At 71.2% G+C, this 17179-nt stretch carries 17 protein-coding genes and 1 tRNA gene; 3 read left to right on the plus strand and 15 right to left on the minus strand.

Annotated elements, in window-relative coordinates; all coding sequences use genetic code 11:
* Positions 1-3 precede the first annotated feature (3 nt).
* The 7 genes from AB0B39_RS03090 to AB0B39_RS03120 all read right to left on the minus strand — a co-directional run bounded on the left by AB0B39_RS03090 (position 4) and on the right by AB0B39_RS03120 (position 5409).
* Complete coding sequence (locus AB0B39_RS03090; protein ID WP_357493511.1) at positions 4-441, minus strand: hypothetical protein; 438 nt, start codon at positions 439-441, stop codon at positions 4-6.
* A gap of 109 nt (positions 442-550) precedes the next feature.
* Positions 551-1108 carry a hypothetical protein gene (locus tag AB0B39_RS03095; protein WP_357573344.1) on the minus strand — a complete coding sequence of 186 codons (558 nt, stop codon included), beginning with the start codon at positions 1106-1108 and terminating at the stop codon, positions 551-553.
* A 217-nt stretch (positions 1109-1325) separates the two neighbouring features.
* Positions 1326-1712 carry a GntR family transcriptional regulator gene (locus AB0B39_RS03100; protein ID WP_357493507.1) on the minus strand — a complete coding sequence of 129 codons (387 nt, stop codon included), beginning with the start codon at positions 1710-1712 and terminating at the stop codon, positions 1326-1328.
* Positions 1712-2635: a YhjD/YihY/BrkB family envelope integrity protein gene (locus AB0B39_RS03105; RefSeq protein ID WP_234585662.1), complete on the minus strand. Its 924-nt coding sequence runs from the start codon at positions 2633-2635 to the stop codon at positions 1712-1714. The genes AB0B39_RS03100 and AB0B39_RS03105 overlap by 1 nt, the downstream gene beginning before the upstream one ends.
* Positions 2636-2714: 79 nt before the next feature.
* Positions 2715-3284: a 2'-5' RNA ligase family protein gene (locus tag AB0B39_RS03110; RefSeq protein ID WP_234585639.1), complete on the minus strand. Its 570-nt coding sequence runs from the start codon at positions 3282-3284 to the stop codon at positions 2715-2717.
* A 25-nt stretch (positions 3285-3309) separates the two neighbouring features.
* Entirely contained in the window at positions 3310-4335 is a 1026-nt protein-coding gene (gene trpS, locus AB0B39_RS03115) for a tryptophan--tRNA ligase (protein ID WP_234585634.1), read from the minus strand.
* Positions 4336-4368: 33 nt separating this feature from the next.
* Positions 4369-5409 carry a hemolysin family protein gene (locus AB0B39_RS03120; protein WP_357573345.1) on the minus strand — a complete coding sequence of 347 codons (1041 nt, stop codon included), beginning with the start codon at positions 5407-5409 and terminating at the stop codon, positions 4369-4371.
* Between the two features lie 191 nt (positions 5410-5600).
* Between AB0B39_RS03120 and galE the strand changes: the two genes are divergently transcribed.
* Together galE and galK are read left to right on the plus strand one after the other, a co-directional pair.
* A complete protein-coding gene (gene galE / locus AB0B39_RS03125) occupies positions 5601-6584 on the plus strand; it encodes a UDP-glucose 4-epimerase GalE (RefSeq protein ID WP_357573346.1) in 984 nt (327 codons plus the stop codon).
* Positions 6581-7750, plus strand: a complete 1170-nt coding sequence (gene galK / locus AB0B39_RS03130) for a galactokinase (protein WP_357573347.1) — start codon at positions 6581-6583, stop codon at positions 7748-7750. The genes galE and galK overlap by 4 nt, the downstream gene beginning before the upstream one ends.
* Positions 7751-8003: 253 nt before the next feature.
* On the opposite strand, the gene AB0B39_RS03135 is transcribed toward galK, so the two are convergent.
* From AB0B39_RS03135 to AB0B39_RS03170, 8 genes are all read right to left on the minus strand, one after another.
* A complete protein-coding gene (locus AB0B39_RS03135; protein WP_357573348.1) occupies positions 8004-9320 on the minus strand; it encodes a GTP-binding protein in 1317 nt (438 codons plus the stop codon).
* Positions 9320-10231 carry a sulfate adenylyltransferase subunit CysD gene (gene cysD / locus AB0B39_RS03140; RefSeq protein ID WP_357493494.1) on the minus strand — a complete coding sequence of 304 codons (912 nt, stop codon included), beginning with the start codon at positions 10229-10231 and terminating at the stop codon, positions 9320-9322. Before cysD ends, AB0B39_RS03135 begins: the two co-directional genes overlap by 1 nt.
* Positions 10232-10296: 65 nt before the next feature.
* Positions 10297-11127: an inositol monophosphatase family protein gene (locus AB0B39_RS03145; protein WP_357493492.1), complete on the minus strand. Its 831-nt coding sequence runs from the start codon at positions 11125-11127 to the stop codon at positions 10297-10299.
* A gap of 135 nt (positions 11128-11262) precedes the next feature.
* On the minus strand, positions 11263-11853 hold the full coding sequence (gene pth / locus AB0B39_RS03150) for an aminoacyl-tRNA hydrolase (RefSeq protein ID WP_357493490.1): 591 nt from the start codon (positions 11851-11853) through the stop codon (positions 11263-11265).
* A gap of 90 nt (positions 11854-11943) precedes the next feature.
* Positions 11944-12633, minus strand: coding sequence for a 50S ribosomal protein L25/general stress protein Ctc (locus AB0B39_RS03155; RefSeq protein ID WP_234585581.1), 690 nt, complete (start codon positions 12631-12633; stop codon positions 11944-11946).
* Between the two features lie 313 nt (positions 12634-12946).
* Positions 12947-13927 carry a ribose-phosphate diphosphokinase gene (locus AB0B39_RS03160; RefSeq protein WP_234585567.1) on the minus strand — a complete coding sequence of 327 codons (981 nt, stop codon included), beginning with the start codon at positions 13925-13927 and terminating at the stop codon, positions 12947-12949.
* Positions 13928-13984: 57 nt separating this feature from the next.
* Positions 13985-15517 carry a bifunctional UDP-N-acetylglucosamine diphosphorylase/glucosamine-1-phosphate N-acetyltransferase GlmU gene (gene glmU / locus AB0B39_RS03165; protein WP_357573349.1) on the minus strand — a complete coding sequence of 511 codons (1533 nt, stop codon included), beginning with the start codon at positions 15515-15517 and terminating at the stop codon, positions 13985-13987.
* A gap of 110 nt (positions 15518-15627) precedes the next feature.
* Positions 15628-15699, minus strand: a tRNA-Gln gene (locus AB0B39_RS03170).
* A 331-nt stretch (positions 15700-16030) separates the two neighbouring features.
* Between AB0B39_RS03170 and AB0B39_RS03175 the strand changes: the two genes are divergently transcribed.
* The gene (locus AB0B39_RS03175; RefSeq protein ID WP_357493486.1) at positions 16031-16996 is read left to right on the plus strand and encodes an acyl-CoA desaturase; all 966 of its coding nucleotides are present in this window, start codon (positions 16031-16033) and stop codon (positions 16994-16996) included.
* The last annotated feature ends 183 nt before the right edge of the window (positions 16997-17179 follow it).

Genomic DNA, 17179 nt, shown 5'->3' on the forward strand with positions numbered 1-17179 from the left:
GCGTCACTTCGCGGTGAGCAGCGCCGCGATCCGGGTGAAGCCGGCACGCACCTCGGCCTCGTCCGGCGGCTCGGCGGGCTCACCGTGGCCCGCCTCGTCGGCCGCCGCGTCCAACTCCTCGTCGATCACGTCCTCGAAGTCTCCGTACAGGTCCGCTCCCTCGACCTGCCGGACCTCGTCCTCGGCGGCCACCTGGGCGGCGGCGATCTCGCTGCGGATCTCGTCGGCCGACAGCGCCGGCAGCAGCGGCTCGACAACCGCCATCAACTGCTCCTCGGCCACCACCGCCTCGGCCAACGCCAACGCGTGCGGCCGTTCGTACGGCCCGCAGACCACCGGCTCCCACTCGTCGAGGTCGCCCAGCGGCCCGAAGGTGATGATCCACGGCAGGCCGAGCATCGGCGAGTCGGCCGGCAGGTCCAGTGTCATGAGTGCGCCCACGCGCTCATCATGGTCCGCGAACGCGAGCGTCGGTGCGGTTCTGTTCAGTTACCGCCCGTCCGGCGGCCAATGGGGGACCGGTCAGCCGTCGACCGGCGTGTCGCCCGGGTCAACGCGCGAACAGGTTGAGCGCGAAGTTCTCGTCGGAGTTGTGGTTGGCGAGTAGCTCGTACCCGGAGGTCCGCCGGAACTCGTACGTCGGAGCGGAAAAGTCGACGCCGATCAGCCAGTCGAGCACCGCCCTGCGTTCCTTCGCCCCGAGGACCGGACCGATGCAGCCGTCGACAAGCGTCTGCAACAACTGCCGCTGCACGGCACCGGCCAGTTTGACCATGCAGAGGACCTGGGCCACCTCGTTCTTGCGGTCCTTCGAGGGCTGACCGACCGCGGCCGACAACTGGCCCTGCTTACCGGGCAGGGTCACCTTGATGATGTGCAGCGAGCCGTCCACCGTCACCGGGACGGGCCACCGCCCGGCCCAGGCGTCCATGACGGTGCTCGGTGTCATGCCGGGGAACACCGGCAACGGTCCGGAGCGAGTGGGCGAGCTGGACGGGTACTCCCCCGGCTCCCCTCGCGTTCCCTGCTGGGTGGCGGACCGCTGCGGGGGCTTGTCCCTGTCGCGCACCACCGACACAGCCGCGAGCCCGGCCAGCACCAGCGCCATGGCAGGCACCGCCAGCAGGAGCCATCGTCTCGACGTCGCCCCACGACCCGCCGGAGGTGATCCGGCTTCCCGCTCGGTCCCACTCACATCGTGCTCCCCGTGTCACGGCTGATCGGCGGTGGCGCCACCCACCGCTGGCCGCCTCGCAGGGTACGCACGGCCGCAACACCGGTCAATGTCACACATTCATCGGGAAACGTTCCTCGGCCTGCGCGGCTCAGTCGTGCCGGGTGGCGTCGAGGGCGGCACGCACGAGAGCGAGGGCACGCTCCGGGGGTACGCCCAACCGCCGTGCCTCGGCGGCGTACTCGACGGCGGCGCGGTGCAGCCGGTCGACGGCGGCGTCGCGGCCGGGTGCGACGAACGTGCCGTTGCGCCCCCGGGTCTCCAGCAGCCCCGCCCCCTCCAGCTCCCGGTACGCCCGCGCCACCGTGTTCGCGGCCAGCCGCAGGTCGGCGGCGAGCTGCCGGACGGTGGGCAGGCGGCTGCCCACCGGCAACCGGCCGTCACCGATCAACTCGGCGAGCTGCACCCGCACCTGCTCGTACGGAGGCACCGGCGAGTCGGAGTCGACAGTGATCAGCACGTCAGGCACCTCCGCCATCAGCTCGCACCCCCCGGCGCACCGGGATCGGTGTCCTCGTCGGGATCCACCGGCGGGGCACCCTCCGCCAGATCCACCACCCGCCCGCTCGTGCTGGTCGCGAGCAGCGCCGCCCCGAACAGCACCAGCTGGTTGAGCAGGTAGAGATAGAGCAGCAGACCGACCGCGCCGGCCACCACCGTGTACGCCGGGTTCCGCTCGGTACGCACCACGTAGTACCGCCCGACCGTGTTGAGCAGGGTGATGCCGATCGCCACCAGCAGCACCACCGGGCGCAGCCGGGACCGGCTCATCCGCAGCCGGGGCACCGCGAGCAGCAGCGCGGTGGCGAGCACCGCGTTGACCAGCACACTGAGCACCGCGCTGACCGTGGTCAGGCCGACCGACCCGGTGCTGCGCAGCAGGAAGCGCAGCAGCGACTCCAGCGCGTCCACCGCCGCCACCGAGAGGCCGAGCAGCACGAAGACGCCGATCATCACCCCCAGGTCGACGAGCCGCCGGACCACGAGGTTGCCGGGCTGCTGGTTGAGGGCGTACATGAGGCGCTGCGAGGAGCGGATCGCCTCCACCCAGCCGATCCCGGTGAAGACCAGGATGACCAGGCCGACCACGCCGACCGTGCCGCTGGAGTTGGCGATCTGCTGCGCGTCCAGGAACGGCAGGTTCTCCTTCAGGAACCCGGCCGCCGCCGCGGAGACCTCGTCGTTGTCCTCCAGGATCGCGCCGAAGATGGAGTACGCGACCAGAGCCAGCGCGAAGACGGCGAAGAAGCCGTAGTAGGCGATCGCCGCGGCGAGCCGCCCGGCCAGCACCTCGGCGTAGAGCGCCCCGGCCCGCCACACGTGGTCGAACAGGTTCGACCGGCTGCGCGCGGCACCCACCCAGCGGTCGATGCCCGCCTCGATACGGCCGATCACGTTCACGCGATCATCCTCGCCGATCTCCCACCGCCGCCGTGGCAACCGGCGCAAGAGTGCTCGCCGCCCGGCGGGTCGCCGACCGTCAGTCGCCGAGGCGGAAGTCCCGGCGGGGCTGCCACCGGGCCTGCCCGCTGTGCGAGAAGAGGGTGAACCCGTCGACCTCGAACATCGCGGAGAAGTCGGCCAGATCCTCGTACACCTTGTCCAACGCCTCCGGTGCGACGTCCTGCGCCACGGTGACGTGCGGATGGTACGGGAAGCGGGTCTGGCGGTGCAGGCCCGGCGCGGTCGCGATCGCGGCGGCCAGCAGTTCGCATTCGCTGATCCCGGCGGCCACCGCGACGAACACCACCTGCGTCACCGGCCGGAACGTGCCGGTGCCCCGCAGGTGCAGCGTGAACGGCAGATGCGCGGCGGCCACGGCGGCGAGATGCCGCTCGACGCCCGGCAGGACGGCGGTCGGGATCTCGGTCGGACCGAGCAGCGTCACGTGTGCCGGCACCGCGAGGGGATCGCCCGCCTCGACCCGTCGCCGGGTGAGCTGGGCCCCCCACGGCTCCGGGATGTCCACCGCTATGCCGATCTGGACGGTGTCGCCGGACGGCGGCACCCCGCCACTGCGATCCACGCTCCGCGCCGCCACGTCGGCCACCGACCCGCCCACCTGTCCCGCAGCGCTATTCGCCGCGCACCGGCGGGAAGAAACCGATCCGCTCGTACGCGGACCGCAGGGTCGTGCCGGCCACCGACCGGGCCTTCTCCGCGCCGGCGGCGAGCAGCTTGTCCAGCTGTGCCGGGTCGTCGAGGTAGGTGCGCGTGCGCTCCTGGATGGGGCGGACGAACTCCGCCACGACCTCGGCCAGCTCCTTCTTCAGGTCTCCGTAGCCGCGGCCGGCGAACGCTGCCACCAGCTCGTCGATGCCACGGCCGCTGAGCGCCGAGTAGATGGTCAGCAGGTTGGACACGCCCGGCTTGGTCTCGGCGTCGAAGACGATCTCCCGACCGGTGTCGGTCACCGCGGAGCGGATCTTCTTCGCCGACCGGGCCGGATCGTCCAGCAGGTCGATGATGCCGGCCGGCGAGGACGACGACTTGGACATCTTCGCCGTCGGGTCCTGCAGGTCGGTGATCTTGGCGGTGTCCTTGACGATGTGCGGCGCGGGCACCGTGAACGTCGCGCCGAACAGCGAGTTGAACCGCTGGGCCAGGTCGCGGGAGAGCTCCAGGTGCTGACGCTGGTCCTCGCCGACCGGCACCGCGTTGGCCTGGTAGAGCAGGATGTCGGCGGCCTGCAGAACGGGGTAGGTGAAGAGCCCGACGCTGGCCCGCTCGTTGCCCTGCTTCTGCGACTTGTCCTTGAACTGGGTCATCCGGCTGGCCTCGCCGAAGCCGGTGATGCAGCCGAGCACCCAGGCCAGCTGCGGATGCTCGGGCACCTGCGACTGCACGAACAGGGTGCTGCGCTCCGGGTCGAGACCGACCGCGAAGAGCTGGGCCGCCGCCACCCTGGTCCGCTGGCGCAGCAGCGCCGGATCGTGACCGGCGGTGATGGCGTGCAGGTCCACCACGCAGTAGAACGCGTCGTGGGTGTCCTGCAGGGCCACCCAGTGCCGCACGGCTCCCAGGTAGTTGCCGAGGTGGAACGAGTCGGCCGTCGGCTGGATGCCGGAGAAGACGCGGGGTCGCTCGGAAACGTCGGGCATGGCGATAATTCTGTCAGCAAGCGGGCGGGGCCGTCATGACGGGCCGGCGCGTCGGCCACGGCCGGCCGGTGTCGGGGCGCTGACCTCGAGTGGCAAGCCCGCGCGCCGCTGCTCCGGCACGCGGAGCGCCGACACCGCGAGCCGGGCGACGCGGCGGCCGTCCAGGGCCAGCACCCGCAGCAGCCACCCGTCCGCCGGGTCCACCGGATCGGGACCGCCGTCGCCGGGCGGCTCGGCGGGCACGGGCACCTCGTCCCCGGGCAGCGGCAGCCGACCCAGCACCGCCATCACGTACCCGCCGACCGTCTCGTACGGTCCGGCGGGCAGCGTCACGCCGGTCCGCTCGGCGAAGTCGGCGAGGTTGAGCCGGCCGTCGACCACCGCCGGCAGGCCGGCGTACGGCGGGTCGGGGTTCGTGTCGTACTCGTCGTGGATCTCGCCGACGAGTTCCTCGATCAGGTCCTCCAGGGTGACGATGCCGGCGGTCCCGCCGTACTCGTCGATCACGACCGCCAGGTGGTGACCCTCCCGGCGCATCTCGGTCAGCGCGGCCAGGACCGGCTTGCTGCCCGGCACCTGCTTGACCTCACGGGTCAGCTCACCGACCGTGACGCACGGGTCGGCGTCCGGACGCAGCAGGACGTCCCGCAGGTGCACGAACCCGACCACGTCGTCCTGGGTGCCGTCGGTCACCGGGTAACGGGTGTGCGTCTCGGCCCGCACCAACCGGGCGGCCTCGGCGATGGTCAGCCGGGCCGGCAGGAAGACCACCTCGGTGCGGGGCATCATCACCTCGCGGACGAGACGCGCGCCGGCCACCAGCACCTCGTCGATGATCCGCCGCTCGTCCGGGTCGAGCACCGTGTTCACCGCGAGCAGGTCCCGTAGCTCGGCCTCGGAGATGCGTTCCCGCCCGGCCGCCGGGCCGGCCCCGAGCAGGTCGGTGACGAGGCGGGTGGCGCCGTCGGCCGTGCGGACCAGGATCCGGGCGAGGGCTCGGGCGAGCGGGCCGGGGTCGCGGCGGGGCTTCCCCCGCACGCGTCGCCGGAGCCCGGAACGGGCCGCTTCCCGCATGACAGAGATGGTAGACACCGGGTGCCCGCCGCACCGGGGATCGCGCCGAGTCACCGGCGATGTGCGGCTCTGTTTAAACGTGAGAGATTATGATGGAATGGGTTGGCGGCGTGCTCGACTCCGGTCCCATCCGCCGCCGTAGGGTGATCACCAAAGGCCACGTCCCGGCGGGCCAGGCAGGAGGCAACGACGTGAAACTGCTCGTCACCGGGGGCGCCGGGTTCATCGGCAGCGTGGTGACCCGGATGCTGCTCGACGCGGGCCACCAGGTCGTCGTCCTGGACGACCTGCGCACCGGTCACCGCGAGGCGCTCGCTCCCGACGCGACCCACGTCGAGGCGTCCATTCACGACGCCGCCCAGATCCTCACCCCCGACGCCGGCTTCGACGGCGTGCTGCACTTCGCCGCCCTCATCGCCGCCGGCGAGTCGATGGTGAAGCCGGAGCTGTACTGGCAGACCAACACCGTCGGCTCGCTCGCCCTGATCAACGCCGTCCGCGCCGCCGGGGTGCCCCGGATGGTCTTCTCCTCCACCGCCGCCGTCTACGGCAACCCCACCGAACTGCCGATCACCGAGACCGCGGTCAAGGCGCCCACCAACACGTACGGCGCCACCAAGCTCGCCGTCGACATGGCGCTCACCTCCGAGGCAATCGCGCACGGGCTGGCCGCCGTCTCGCTGCGCTACTTCAACGTCGCCGGCGCGCACCTCACCGGCGACATCGCGCTCGGCGAGCGGCACGACCCGGAGACGCACCTCATCCCGATCGCCCTGGAGGTCGCCGCCGGTCGGCGGGAGAAGCTCCAGCTCTTCGGTGACGACTACCCCACTGTGGACGGCACCTGCGTCCGCGACTACATCCACGTCGCCGACCTGGCCCGCGCCCACCTGTTGGCGCTGGACGCCGCCACTCCGGGCCAGCACCGCATCTACAACCTCGGCAACGGCAACGGCTTCACCAACCGGCAGGTGGTCGACGTGGTCCGCGAGGTCACCGGGCACCAACTGCCGGTCGAGGTGGCGCCGCGCCGCGAGGGCGACCCCGCCGAGCTGGTCGCCTCCTCCGCGCTGGCCCGGGACGAGCTGGGCTGGGTGCCGCAGAAGCCCACCCTGCACGACATGGTCGGCGACGCCTGGGCCTTCTACCGCACGCACGTCCTGGAGCAGTCATGAGCAGCCCCACCGGTGACGTCGTCGAGCGGGCCGCCGCCGGCTTCACCGACCAGTACGGCGGTCAGGCCACCGGCCTCTGGGCCGCGCCCGGCCGGGTCAACCTGATCGGCGAGCACACCGACTACAACGACGGGTTCGTGCTGCCCTTCGCGCTGCCACTGCGTACCGTGGTCGCCGCCGACCGGCAGGACGACGAGCGCTGGACGGTCTGGTCCGAGCTGTCCGACGAGACGATCACCTTCGGCGCGGACGACGTGGCCGAGCCCGGTCGGGTGACCGGCTGGGGCGCGTACGTGGCCGGGGTCGTCTGGGCGCTGCGCGACGCCGGCCACGCGGTGCCCGGCGCCCGGCTGGCGATCGCCTCCGACGTACCGCTGGGTTCCGGGCTCTCCTCGTCGGCCGCGCTGGAGTCGTCGGTGCTCGCCGCCCTGCTCGACCTCGGCGGGCTGGACCTGTCCCCCGAGCGGCAGCCGCGGCTGGCGCAGCGGGCGGAGAACGTCTACGTGGGTGCGCCGACCGGCATCATGGACCAGTCCGCGGTGATCCGCTGCCGCGAAGGGCACGCGCTCTTCCTCGACTGCCGCGACGAGTCCGTCGAGCACATCCCGTTCGACCTGGACGCCGCCGGGCTGGCCGTGCTGGTCATCGACAGTCGCGCACCGCACCGGCACGCCGACGGGGAGTACGCCGCCCGCCGCCGGTCCTGCGAGGCGGCCGCCAAGGCGCTCGGCGTCGCCGCGCTGCGTGACGTGGCAGTCGATCAGCTCGACGGCGCGTTGGCCCGCCTCGACGACGAGGAGACCCGACGGCGCGTCCGGCACGTGGTCACCGAGGACCAGCGTGTGCTGGACACGGTGGCGCTGCTGCGCGCCGGCCGGGTCCGGGACATCGGCCCGCTGCTCACCGCCTCGCACGTCTCCATGCGCGACGACTTCGAGATCACCGTGCCGGAGATCGACACGGCGGTCGAGGCGGCCCTGTCGGCCGGCGCGCTCGGTGCCCGGATGACCGGCGGCGGGTTCGGCGGCTGCGTCCTCGCCCTGGTGGACACCGACCGCGTCGAGGCGGTGGCGGCAGCCGTCACGGCCGCGTACGCCGAACGCGCCTTCACCGCCCCCACCACGATCCCGGTCCTCCCCGCCCCCGGCGCAACCCGCCTGCCCTGACCCACCCGCACCTCCGCCCGCACCCCCACCCCCGCACCTCCGGGTTGATCAAGAGGTTTGCGTCAGAATCCGGGCTCGGACTGACGCAAACCTCTTGATCACCGGTCGAGGCGGCGGGCGGCGGGCGGCGGGGCCGGCGCCTCTGGAGGCCGGGGAGATCGTGCTTGTTCATGGAAGTAGTGGCCTCGCCCGACGGGCGAGGCCACTACTTCGTGGATCGGTTGTGATCTTGTTGGCGCGGGGCGCGGGTGGGTTAGCTGGCTTCGACGATCATGGCGGCGCCGACCGTGCGGTTGGTGGCCTCGTCGATGATGACGAAGCCGCCGGTGGTGCGGTTACGGCGGTACTCGTCGGCCAGCAGCGGCACCGTCGTGCGCAGCCGCACCCGGCCGATCTCGTTGAGTCGCAGCTCGTCGGCCGACTCGTCGCGGTGCAGCGAGTTGATGTCCAACCGGTAGTGCAGCCCCCGCACGATCGCCCGGGCCGACCGGGTGGTGTGCTTGATCGCGTACCGGCCGCCGACCCGCAGCGGGGTGGTCTCGTCCATCCAGCAGACCATCGCCTCGATGTCCTGGGCCACCGCCGGCGCGTTGTTCGGCCGGCAGATCATGTCGCCCCGGGAGATGTCGATCTCGTCGGCCAGCCGTACCGTCACCGACATCGGCGGGAACGCCTCCGCGACCGGCCCGTCGGCGGTCTCCACGGCGGCGATCCGGCTGGTGAAGCCGGACGGCAGCACCATTACCTCGTCCCCCGGCTTCAGCACACCGGAGGCGACCTGACCCGCGTAGCCCCGGTAGTCGGTGACGGTCGTGGACTGGGGGCGGATCACGTACTGCACGGGGAACCGGACGTCGACCAGGTTGCGGTCGCTGGCGATGTGCACGCGCTCCAGGTGGTGCAGCAGCGACGGACCCTCGTACCACGGCATGTTCTCCGACCGGGCGACGATGTTGTCGCCGCGCAGCGCCGAGATCGGCACCACGGTCAGGTCGGGTACGTCGAGCTTCGCGGCGAACGCGGTGAACTCGTCGGCGATCCGCTCGTAGACCTCCTGCGACCAGTCGACCAGGTCCATCTTGTTGACGCAGAGGACCAGGTGCGGCACCCGCAGCAGCGAGCAGAGGAACGCGTGCCGGCGGGACTGCTCGACGAGGCCCTTGCGCGCGTCCACCAGGATCAGCGCCAGGTCGGCCGTCGAGGCCCCGGTGACCATGTTGCGGGTGTACTGGATGTGCCCGGGCGTGTCCGCGATGATGAACTTGCGGCGGGGCGTGGCGAAGTACCGGTACGCCACGTCGATGGTGATGCCCTGCTCGCGCTCGGCGCGCAGGCCGTCGGTGAGCAGCGCCAGGTTCGTGTACTCGTCGCCACGGGCCGCGCTGACCGCCTCCACCGCCTCCAGCTGGTCGCTGAAGAGCGACTTGGTGTCGTAGAGCAGCCGGCCGATCAGTGTCGACTTGCCGTCGTCCACGCTGCCGGCGGTGGCGAACCGCAGCAGGTCCATCGGCCGCGCCTCACCGGTGGCCTCGGTGCCGGCGGCGGCCGGGGCCACGATCTCGGTGGTCATCAGAAGTACCCCTCCCGCTTGCGGTCCTCCATGGCGGCCTCGCTGACCCGGTCGTCACCACGGGTCGCGCCCCGCTCGGTGATCCGCGTGGCCGCCACCTCCTCGATGACCTTCTCCACCGTGTCCGCGTCCGAGCGGACCGCAGCGGTGCAGGAGGCGTCGCCGACGGTGCGGTAGCGCACCTGCGCCTTGAACCGTTCCTCACCCGCGCGGGGACGGAAGAACTCGTTGACCGCGTAGAACATGCCGTCCCGCTCGATCACCTCGCGCTCGTGCGCGTAGTAGATCGACGGCAGCGGGATGCGCTCGGAGGCGATGTAGTGCCACACGTCCAGCTCGGTCCAGTTGGACAGCGGGAAGACCCGGATCGACTCGCCCGGGTGGTGCCGGCCGTTGTAGAGCGACCACAGCTCCGGGCGCTGGTTCTTGGGATCCCACTGGCCGAACTCGTCGCGGAAGCTGAACACCCGCTCCTTGGCCCGCGCCTTCTCCTCGTCGCGGCGGGCGCCGCCGAACAGCGCGTCGAAGCGGTGCTTCTCGACCGCGTCCAGCAGCACCGGCGTCTGGATCCGGTTGCGCATCCCGTCGCCCGACTCGCGGACCAGCCCGCTGGCCAGGGCCTCCGGCACGCTCGCCACCACGAGTTGCAACCCCAGCTCGGCGACCCGCTGGTCGCGGTATTCGAGCACCTCGGGGAAGTTGTGCCCGGTGTCGACGTGCATGACGGGGAAGGGAATGTTGGCCGGAGCGAACGCCTTCTGCGCCAACCGCAGCATGACGATCGAGTCCTTGCCGCCGGAGAAGAGCAGCACCGGGCGTTCCATCTCGGCGACAACCTCGCGCATCACGAAGATGCTCTCCGCCTCGAGGGCGTCCAGGTGAGAGACCCGGTAGGCCGCGGGGGACGTCATGACACTCGCTCGCTCATCCGATTTCCAGACCTTTCCGGTCGGACATGTCAAGAAGTGCGCTCAGGCTACCCGGAATGCCTCTGCAGCGCTGCAAGCAACCGGTTGGCGAGATCCTTGCGACAGACCAGCAGGTCCGGCAGGCGCGGATCCGCCTCGTTGTATCGAAGCGCAGAACCGTCGATCCGGGAAGCGTGTAGTCCGGTGGCCGTCGCCACAGCAACCGGGGCGGCCGAGTCCCACTCGTACTGCCCACCCGCATGGATGTACGCGTCCACCTCGCCGGTCACCACCGCGGCGATCTTCGCACCGGCCGAACCCATCGGCACGAGGTGCGCGCCGACGTCCTCGGCCAGGTCGGTGAGGAACACCGGCGGTCGGCTCCGGCTCGCCGCCAGGCGGATCTTGCGCTCACCGGCCGTCGCCGCCTCGACAGTCATCGGCGGGTACGCGGGCGGGTAGTCGGTGCCCAGCACCCGGTGCTGCGCCGGCAACCCGACGGCCCCGGCGACCAGACCGTGCGGGCTCGGCGCGCTCCGCGCCCAGAGCGCGACGTGCACCGCCCAGTCCGAGCGGCCCTCCTCGGCGAACTCCCGGGTGCCGTCCAACGGATCGATGATCCACACGCGGTCCGCGGTCAGCCGGGACACCGCGCCGGTGTTCACCTCGGCCGCCCACGCCAACCGCGAGCCCTCGTCCTCCTCGGAGAGCACCGCGTCGCCCGGCCGCCACCGCGCCAACTCCGTGCGGATCAGGTCGTGCGACACCTTGTCCCCGGCCGACTTCAGCGCGCCCGTGTCCGCGAAGCCCAACTCCGTCCGCAGGTCGAGCAGCGCCTGACCGGCCCGCGAGGCCAACCACCGGGCGAACGCCCCGTCGATCATCGGAGGACTGCCCATCTGCCCGCTCCCGTCGCCTCGCCGCGGCCCGTGCCCGCACGCACCGATCGGCCGCGACCCGCGTCGCCGGTCACGGCACGCCGAAAGGCGCAGACTACCGGCCAACCGTTTCCGATCCGGTACGCCCCGCCCGGCTCAACCGCCGTGATACAGGTTCTGGGTCGGCTCCACGCCCTTGACGATCACCGACTCCACCACGTCAGCGGCCCTGTCCACCAGGAAATCGAGCTCCTTGCGTTCCGCCGCGCCGAAATCCGACAGCACGTAGTCCGCCGGATCCTGCCGCCCCGGCGGCCGACCCACGCCGAACCGCACCCGGACGTAGTCCTTGGTGCCCAACGACTTGGACATCGACCGCAGGCCGTTGTGCCCGCCCTCGCCGCCGCCACACTTGATCCGCACCTGGCCGAAGCCGATGTCCAGCTCGTCGTGCACCGCGATCACCTGTGCCGGGGGCACCTTGTAGAACTGCGACAGCGCCGCGACCGGCCCACCGGACAGGTTCATGTACGTCAGTGGCTTCACCAGCACCAGCTTCGGACCGCCGAACCCCAGCCGCCCTTCCGCGACCTCGGCCACCGCCCGCTTGTGCCTACCGAACCGCGCGCCCAACCGCCCCGCCAGCAGATCCGCCACCATGAACCCGACGTTGTGCCGGTTTCCGGCGTACTCCCGGCCCGGATTGCCCAGGCCGACAACCAGCCACGGCCCCGCCTCGTCCGTCACGACCCGCCCCTCCCGCCGTCTTCACCGACTCCCGATACGCCGGCAGGCGCCCCCGAAAATCGGGGACGCCTGCCGCACGGTACGAACCGATCAGGCCTCGGTACGAGCCTCGGTGTTCTCGGCGCCCTCGGCGGTGTCCGCGCCTTCGGAGCCCTCGGTGACCTCGCCGGTCTCGGCCTCGGCCTCCTCGGTGGCCTCCTCGACCTCGGGCAGCGTCGCCTCGAGCTGCTCGGCGGTCGGCGCGGCGGTCACCGCGGCGACCGGCAGCGTCGGGTCGACGGCCAGCTCGACACCGTTGGGCAGCTGGACGTCGCCGGCGGTCACCGAGGAGCCGGCCTCCAGGCCCTCGATCGACGCCTCGAGGTGGTCCGGCACCTTGGTGGCGTCGGCGGTCACCGAGAGGGTGTCGTGGTCGTGCACGATCAGGGTGTCCCGCGCGGCCTCGCCGGTCAGCTGGACCGGCACCTCGACGGTGACCTTCTCGCCCCGGCGGACCAGGATGAGGTCCACGTGCTCGAAGGTGTCCCGGATCGGGTCACGCTGGATCGCCTTCGGCAGCGCCAGCACCTGGGTGCCGTCGGTGATGTCGATCGCGAAGAGCTGGTTGGCACCACCCTTGCGGATCGCGGCGGCGAACTCCCGCGACGGCAGCGCGATGTGCTTGGGCTTCTCGCCGTGGCCGTACAGCACGGCGGGCACCTTGCCGGCCCGGCGGGTACGGCGGGCACCACCCTTGCCGAACTCGGTACGGGGCTCGGCGCTGATCTTTACCTCGGACACGGGGAAACTCCTGATGCTTTTCGCTGCGGCGGCTTGTCGTCTTGCGGTGCTGGGGCGAGGGGCTCGCTGGGGCTCATGCGTCATGAACGACTGCCCGGAGCACCGCGTCGATGACGGTGCCTCCGTGCGGCGCTTCTCAGCGGCCCGCCGGGCACCCTCGCCGTGGCAACCGCACCAGTCTACCCGAGGTGTTTCCCGGGTTTCCGGCAGTCCCCGATCACGGCTCCAGGCCGGCCCGCCGACGGTGTTTCCCGCCAGCGCGCCAGCCCGTTTCGACCAGTTTGTCAGGTCCTGCCGGCCGACTCGGCCACCTTCAGCTCAGGCCACCGAAGAGGGTGGTCACCGAGCCGTCGTCGAACACCTCCCGGATCGCCCGCGCCAGCAGCGGCGCGATCGACAGCACGGTCAGCTTGTCCAGCTGCTTCTCTGGCGGCAACGGCAGCGTGTTGGTGACCACCACCTCGCTGATCGGGCTGTTCTTCAACCGCTCGGTGGCCGGATCCGACAGGAGCGCGTGGGTGGAGGCCACCACGATCTCCGCCGCACCGGACTCCTTGAGGATGTCGGCGGCCTTGGAGATCGTGCCACCGGTGTCGATCATGTCGTCGACGATCAGACAGACCCGGCCCTCCACCTCACCGACCACCCGGTTCGCGACCACCTGGTTCGGCTTCATCGGGTCGCGGGTCTTGTGGATGAACGCCAGCGGGCACCCGCCGAGGCGGTCGGTCCAGCGCTCGGCCACCCGTACCCGACCCGAGTCCGGCGCGACCACTGTCATCGGCCGGCCCGCGTACTTGTGCTCCACGTACTCGGCGAGGATGTCCATCGCGAAGAGGTGGTCCACCGGCCCGTCGAAGAAGCCCTGGATCTGCGCGGTGTGCAGGTCGACAGTGAGGATCCGGTTCGCACCGGCGGTCTTCAGCAGATCCGCCACCAGCCGGGCCGAGATCGGCTCCCGACCCCGGTGCTTCTTGTCCTGCCGCGCGTACGGGTAGAACGGCAGCACGACGGTGATCCGCTTCGCCGACCCCCGCTTCAACGCGTCCACCATGATCAGGGTCTCCATGACCCAGGTGTTCACCCCGTGTGTCACGGACTGCACCACGAAGGCGTCCGAACCACGTACCGAATCCTTGAATCGTACGAAGATCTCGCCGTTGGCGAACTCGTACGCGTCGGCCGGCGTCGGTGCCACACCGAGCACCTCGCCGATCTCCTTGGCCAGCTCCGGGAAACCCCGTCCGGAGAAGAGCATCAGGCTCTTGCGGTTTTCGGCGACGATGCTGCCCATGGGCCCGTCTGCTCCCGTTTGTCGGCGGTACCCGGCCCGGTGGTGGTGGGTCGGGGACTATTCGGTTGCAGTATCTCCCGCGCCGGACGCACCGCCCACCGTCTCGGCCCGCCCGTGCATTGCCTCACTGTCGCTTGCGGTCCCGGCCATCTCCGACGCACCCTTCGCGTCGCCGGCGCGCTGCGCGGCCTCGGCCGCCGCCGTACCGGCCCGCCGCTTCACCACCCAGCCCTCGATGTTGCGCTGACGCGCGCGGGCGACACCCATCGCGCCCGCCGGCACGTCGTCCACGATCACCGAGCCGGCCGCCGTGTACGCGCCGTCACCCACCTCGACCGGCGCGACGAACATGTTGTCCGCCCCGGTCCGGGCGTGGCTGCCGATCACCGTGCGGTGCTTGTTGACCCCGTCGTAGTTGACGAAGACCGACGCGGCGCCGATGTTGGTCTGCTCGCCGATCGTCGCGTCGCCCACGTACGTCAGGTGCGGCACCTTCGAGCCAGGCCCGATCTCGGACTTCTTCACCTCGACGAACGTGCCGACCTTCGCCTTCTCGCCCAGCCGGGCCTCCGGCCGCAGGTACGCGTACGGGCCCACGCTGGCACCCGCGCCCACCTCGGCGCCCACGGCGTGGCTGCGCACCACCGAGGCGGCCGGGCCGACGATCGTGTCGATGAGCGTCACGTCCGGCCCGACCAGCGCGCCCGCGCCGACGACGGTGGCCCCGCGCAGCTGGGTGTTCTGGTCGATGACCGCGTCGCGGTCCAGCGCCACCGTCACGTCGATCCAGGTGGTCACCGGGTCGAGCAGGCTCACCCCGGTGCGCATCCACGCCTCGTTGACCCGGTCACGCAGGAGCCGCCGCAGCGACGCCAGCTCCACCCGGTCGTTGCAGCCCAGCGTCTCGACGTGGTCGACAGCCACGTGCACCGCGACCGGCTCGCCGACGGAGCGGAGCAGGCCGAACACGTCGGTCAGGTACTCCTCGCCCTGGTCGTTGTCGGTGGAGAGCTTGCCCAGCGCGTCGCGCAGCCGCACCGCGTCGAACGCGTAGATGCCGGCGTTGATCTCCCGGATCGCGCGCTGGGTCGCGTCGGCGTCGCGTTCCTCGACGATCTGCTCCAGCCGGCCGTCGGCGTCCCGGACGATCCGCCCGAGCCCGGTCGGGTCGGGCACCTCGGCAGCCAGCACGGTGGCCGCGGCTGCGGCCTCCTCGTGCGCGGTCACCAGCGCGCCCACCGTCTCCGGTCGCAGCAACGGCACGTCCCCGTTGATCACCACGACCGTGCCGGCGCCCTCCGGCACGGCGTCCAACGCGATCCGCACGGCGTGCCCGGTGCCGAGCTGCTCGGCCTGGAGCACGGGCGTGGCGTCGGGGGCGATCTCGGTCAGGTGGGCCCGGACCTGGTCGGCGCCGTGGCCCACCACGACGACTGTGCGGTCGGCGGCCAGCGGCCCGGCAGCGCTCAGCACGTGGCCGAGCAGCGTACGGCCGAGCAGGGGGTGCAACACCTTGGGCAGTGTCGACTTCATCCGCTTGCCCTCACCCGCGGCGAGCACGACGACGGTACGAAGGTGGGGCTGGGGCACGACGTGGCTCCCGTCGGGACGGCGGACACTCTCGCGGCCATGCTAACCACGCAGCCCGGCAGCGCGTCCTCTTACCCCCAGCAGAACCCGAAACGGACTTGTAGGGACAGCTCGGCCGCCAGGGTTCGAACCTGAAATACGGGTACCAAAGACCCGGGTGTTGCCAATTACACCACGGCCGATTGCAACGTCAAGAACACCGTCGCCGCTGGGGCGAGCATCCTGCCGCTACACCTTAACGCCCGACGGCCGCGACGCCAGCACTCACGCCCTTCATGATCCCCTCCACCTGGCCGCCCAGCGCGCGTGGTTCATGACCTTGGTGCCGGCGAAAACCCGCTCGAACGGCCGCCCCGGCGGCACACCACGGCGCTGGGCAAAACCGCGATGACCAGGTCCTTAGGACCTACGTACGACAGCTTTTCCAAACTTCCCCGTGCGATCTACCGAGCCGTAAGTTACGGTGACGTAGGCGTAGGTTAGTGATCGTTTCCGTCCCCTCTGCGAGGTGCCATGTCCACTACCGTCCTCGAACCCAACACTGCCGGCCCCGGCCCGAAACCGCTCACCGACGGCAGCCAGTCCTCCGGGATCCTGGCCGCCCTGTGGGCCTTCGTCGTGATCCCCTTCGTGGCCCTGCTGGTCGCCGTGCCGGTCGCCTGGGGCGGCTGGCTGGGCTGGACCGACGTGGTCATCGGCCTGGTCTGGTACGTGGTCTCCGGGCTCGGCATCACCGTGGGCTTCCACCGCTACTTCACGCACGGCTCGTTCAAGGCCAAGCGGTGGCTGCGGGTGACCCTGGCGGTCGCGGGTTCGCTGGCGGTCCAGGGCGAGATCATCCAGTGGGTGGCCGACCACCGGCGGCACCACGCCTTCTCCGACCTGGAGGGTGACCCGCACTCGCCGTGGCGTTTCGGCACCAGCTTCTGGGCGCTGACACGGGGTCTGTTCCACGCACACGTGGGCTGGCTGTTCCGCCGCGAACTGTCCAACCGGCAGCGGTTCGCACCGGATCTGATCGCCGACCGCGACATCAGCCGGGTGGACCGACTGTTCCCCGTGCTGGTGGCCGTCTCGCTGCTCGGCCCGGCGCTGATCGGCGGTCTGGTGACCTGGTCGTGGCAGGGCGCGCTCACCGCGTTCTTCTGGGCCGGACTGGTCCGGATCGGCCTCCTGCACCACGTCACCTGGGCGATCAACTCGGTGTGCCACGTGTACGGCGAGCGCCCGTTCGCGATGCGCCAGGGCGACCGCGCGTCGAACTTCTGGCCGCTGGCGATCCTGTCGTTCGGTGAGAGCTGGCACAACCTGCACCACGCCGACCCGACCAGCGCGCGACACGGTGTGCTGCGCGGTCAGGTGGACATCTCGGCCCGGGTGATCTGGCTGTTCGAGAAGGTCGGCGCGGCGTCGCAGGTGCGCTGGCCGAAGCCCGAACGCCTCGCGGCCAAGCTCGTGAAGCCTGTCGCACCCCGGTAAACCGGGCGGTGCCACGAGAGGTCGCCTGGCAGGATGGCCGGGTGACCGAGCGGAGCGGGGGGACCGGACGGCTCGGCGCACGGGGAGCCGGGCCCGATCCGGGTACGGTCGGACGGCACGGCAGGGCGGCCCGGCCGCCCGCCAGTGAGGCGACGACGTGAGCGGGCACAGCGGAAGCACCAT

Source organism: Micromonospora sp. NPDC049114 (assembly GCF_040648635.1).
In the GTDB taxonomy this organism is placed as follows: domain Bacteria; phylum Actinomycetota; class Actinomycetes; order Mycobacteriales; family Micromonosporaceae; genus Micromonospora.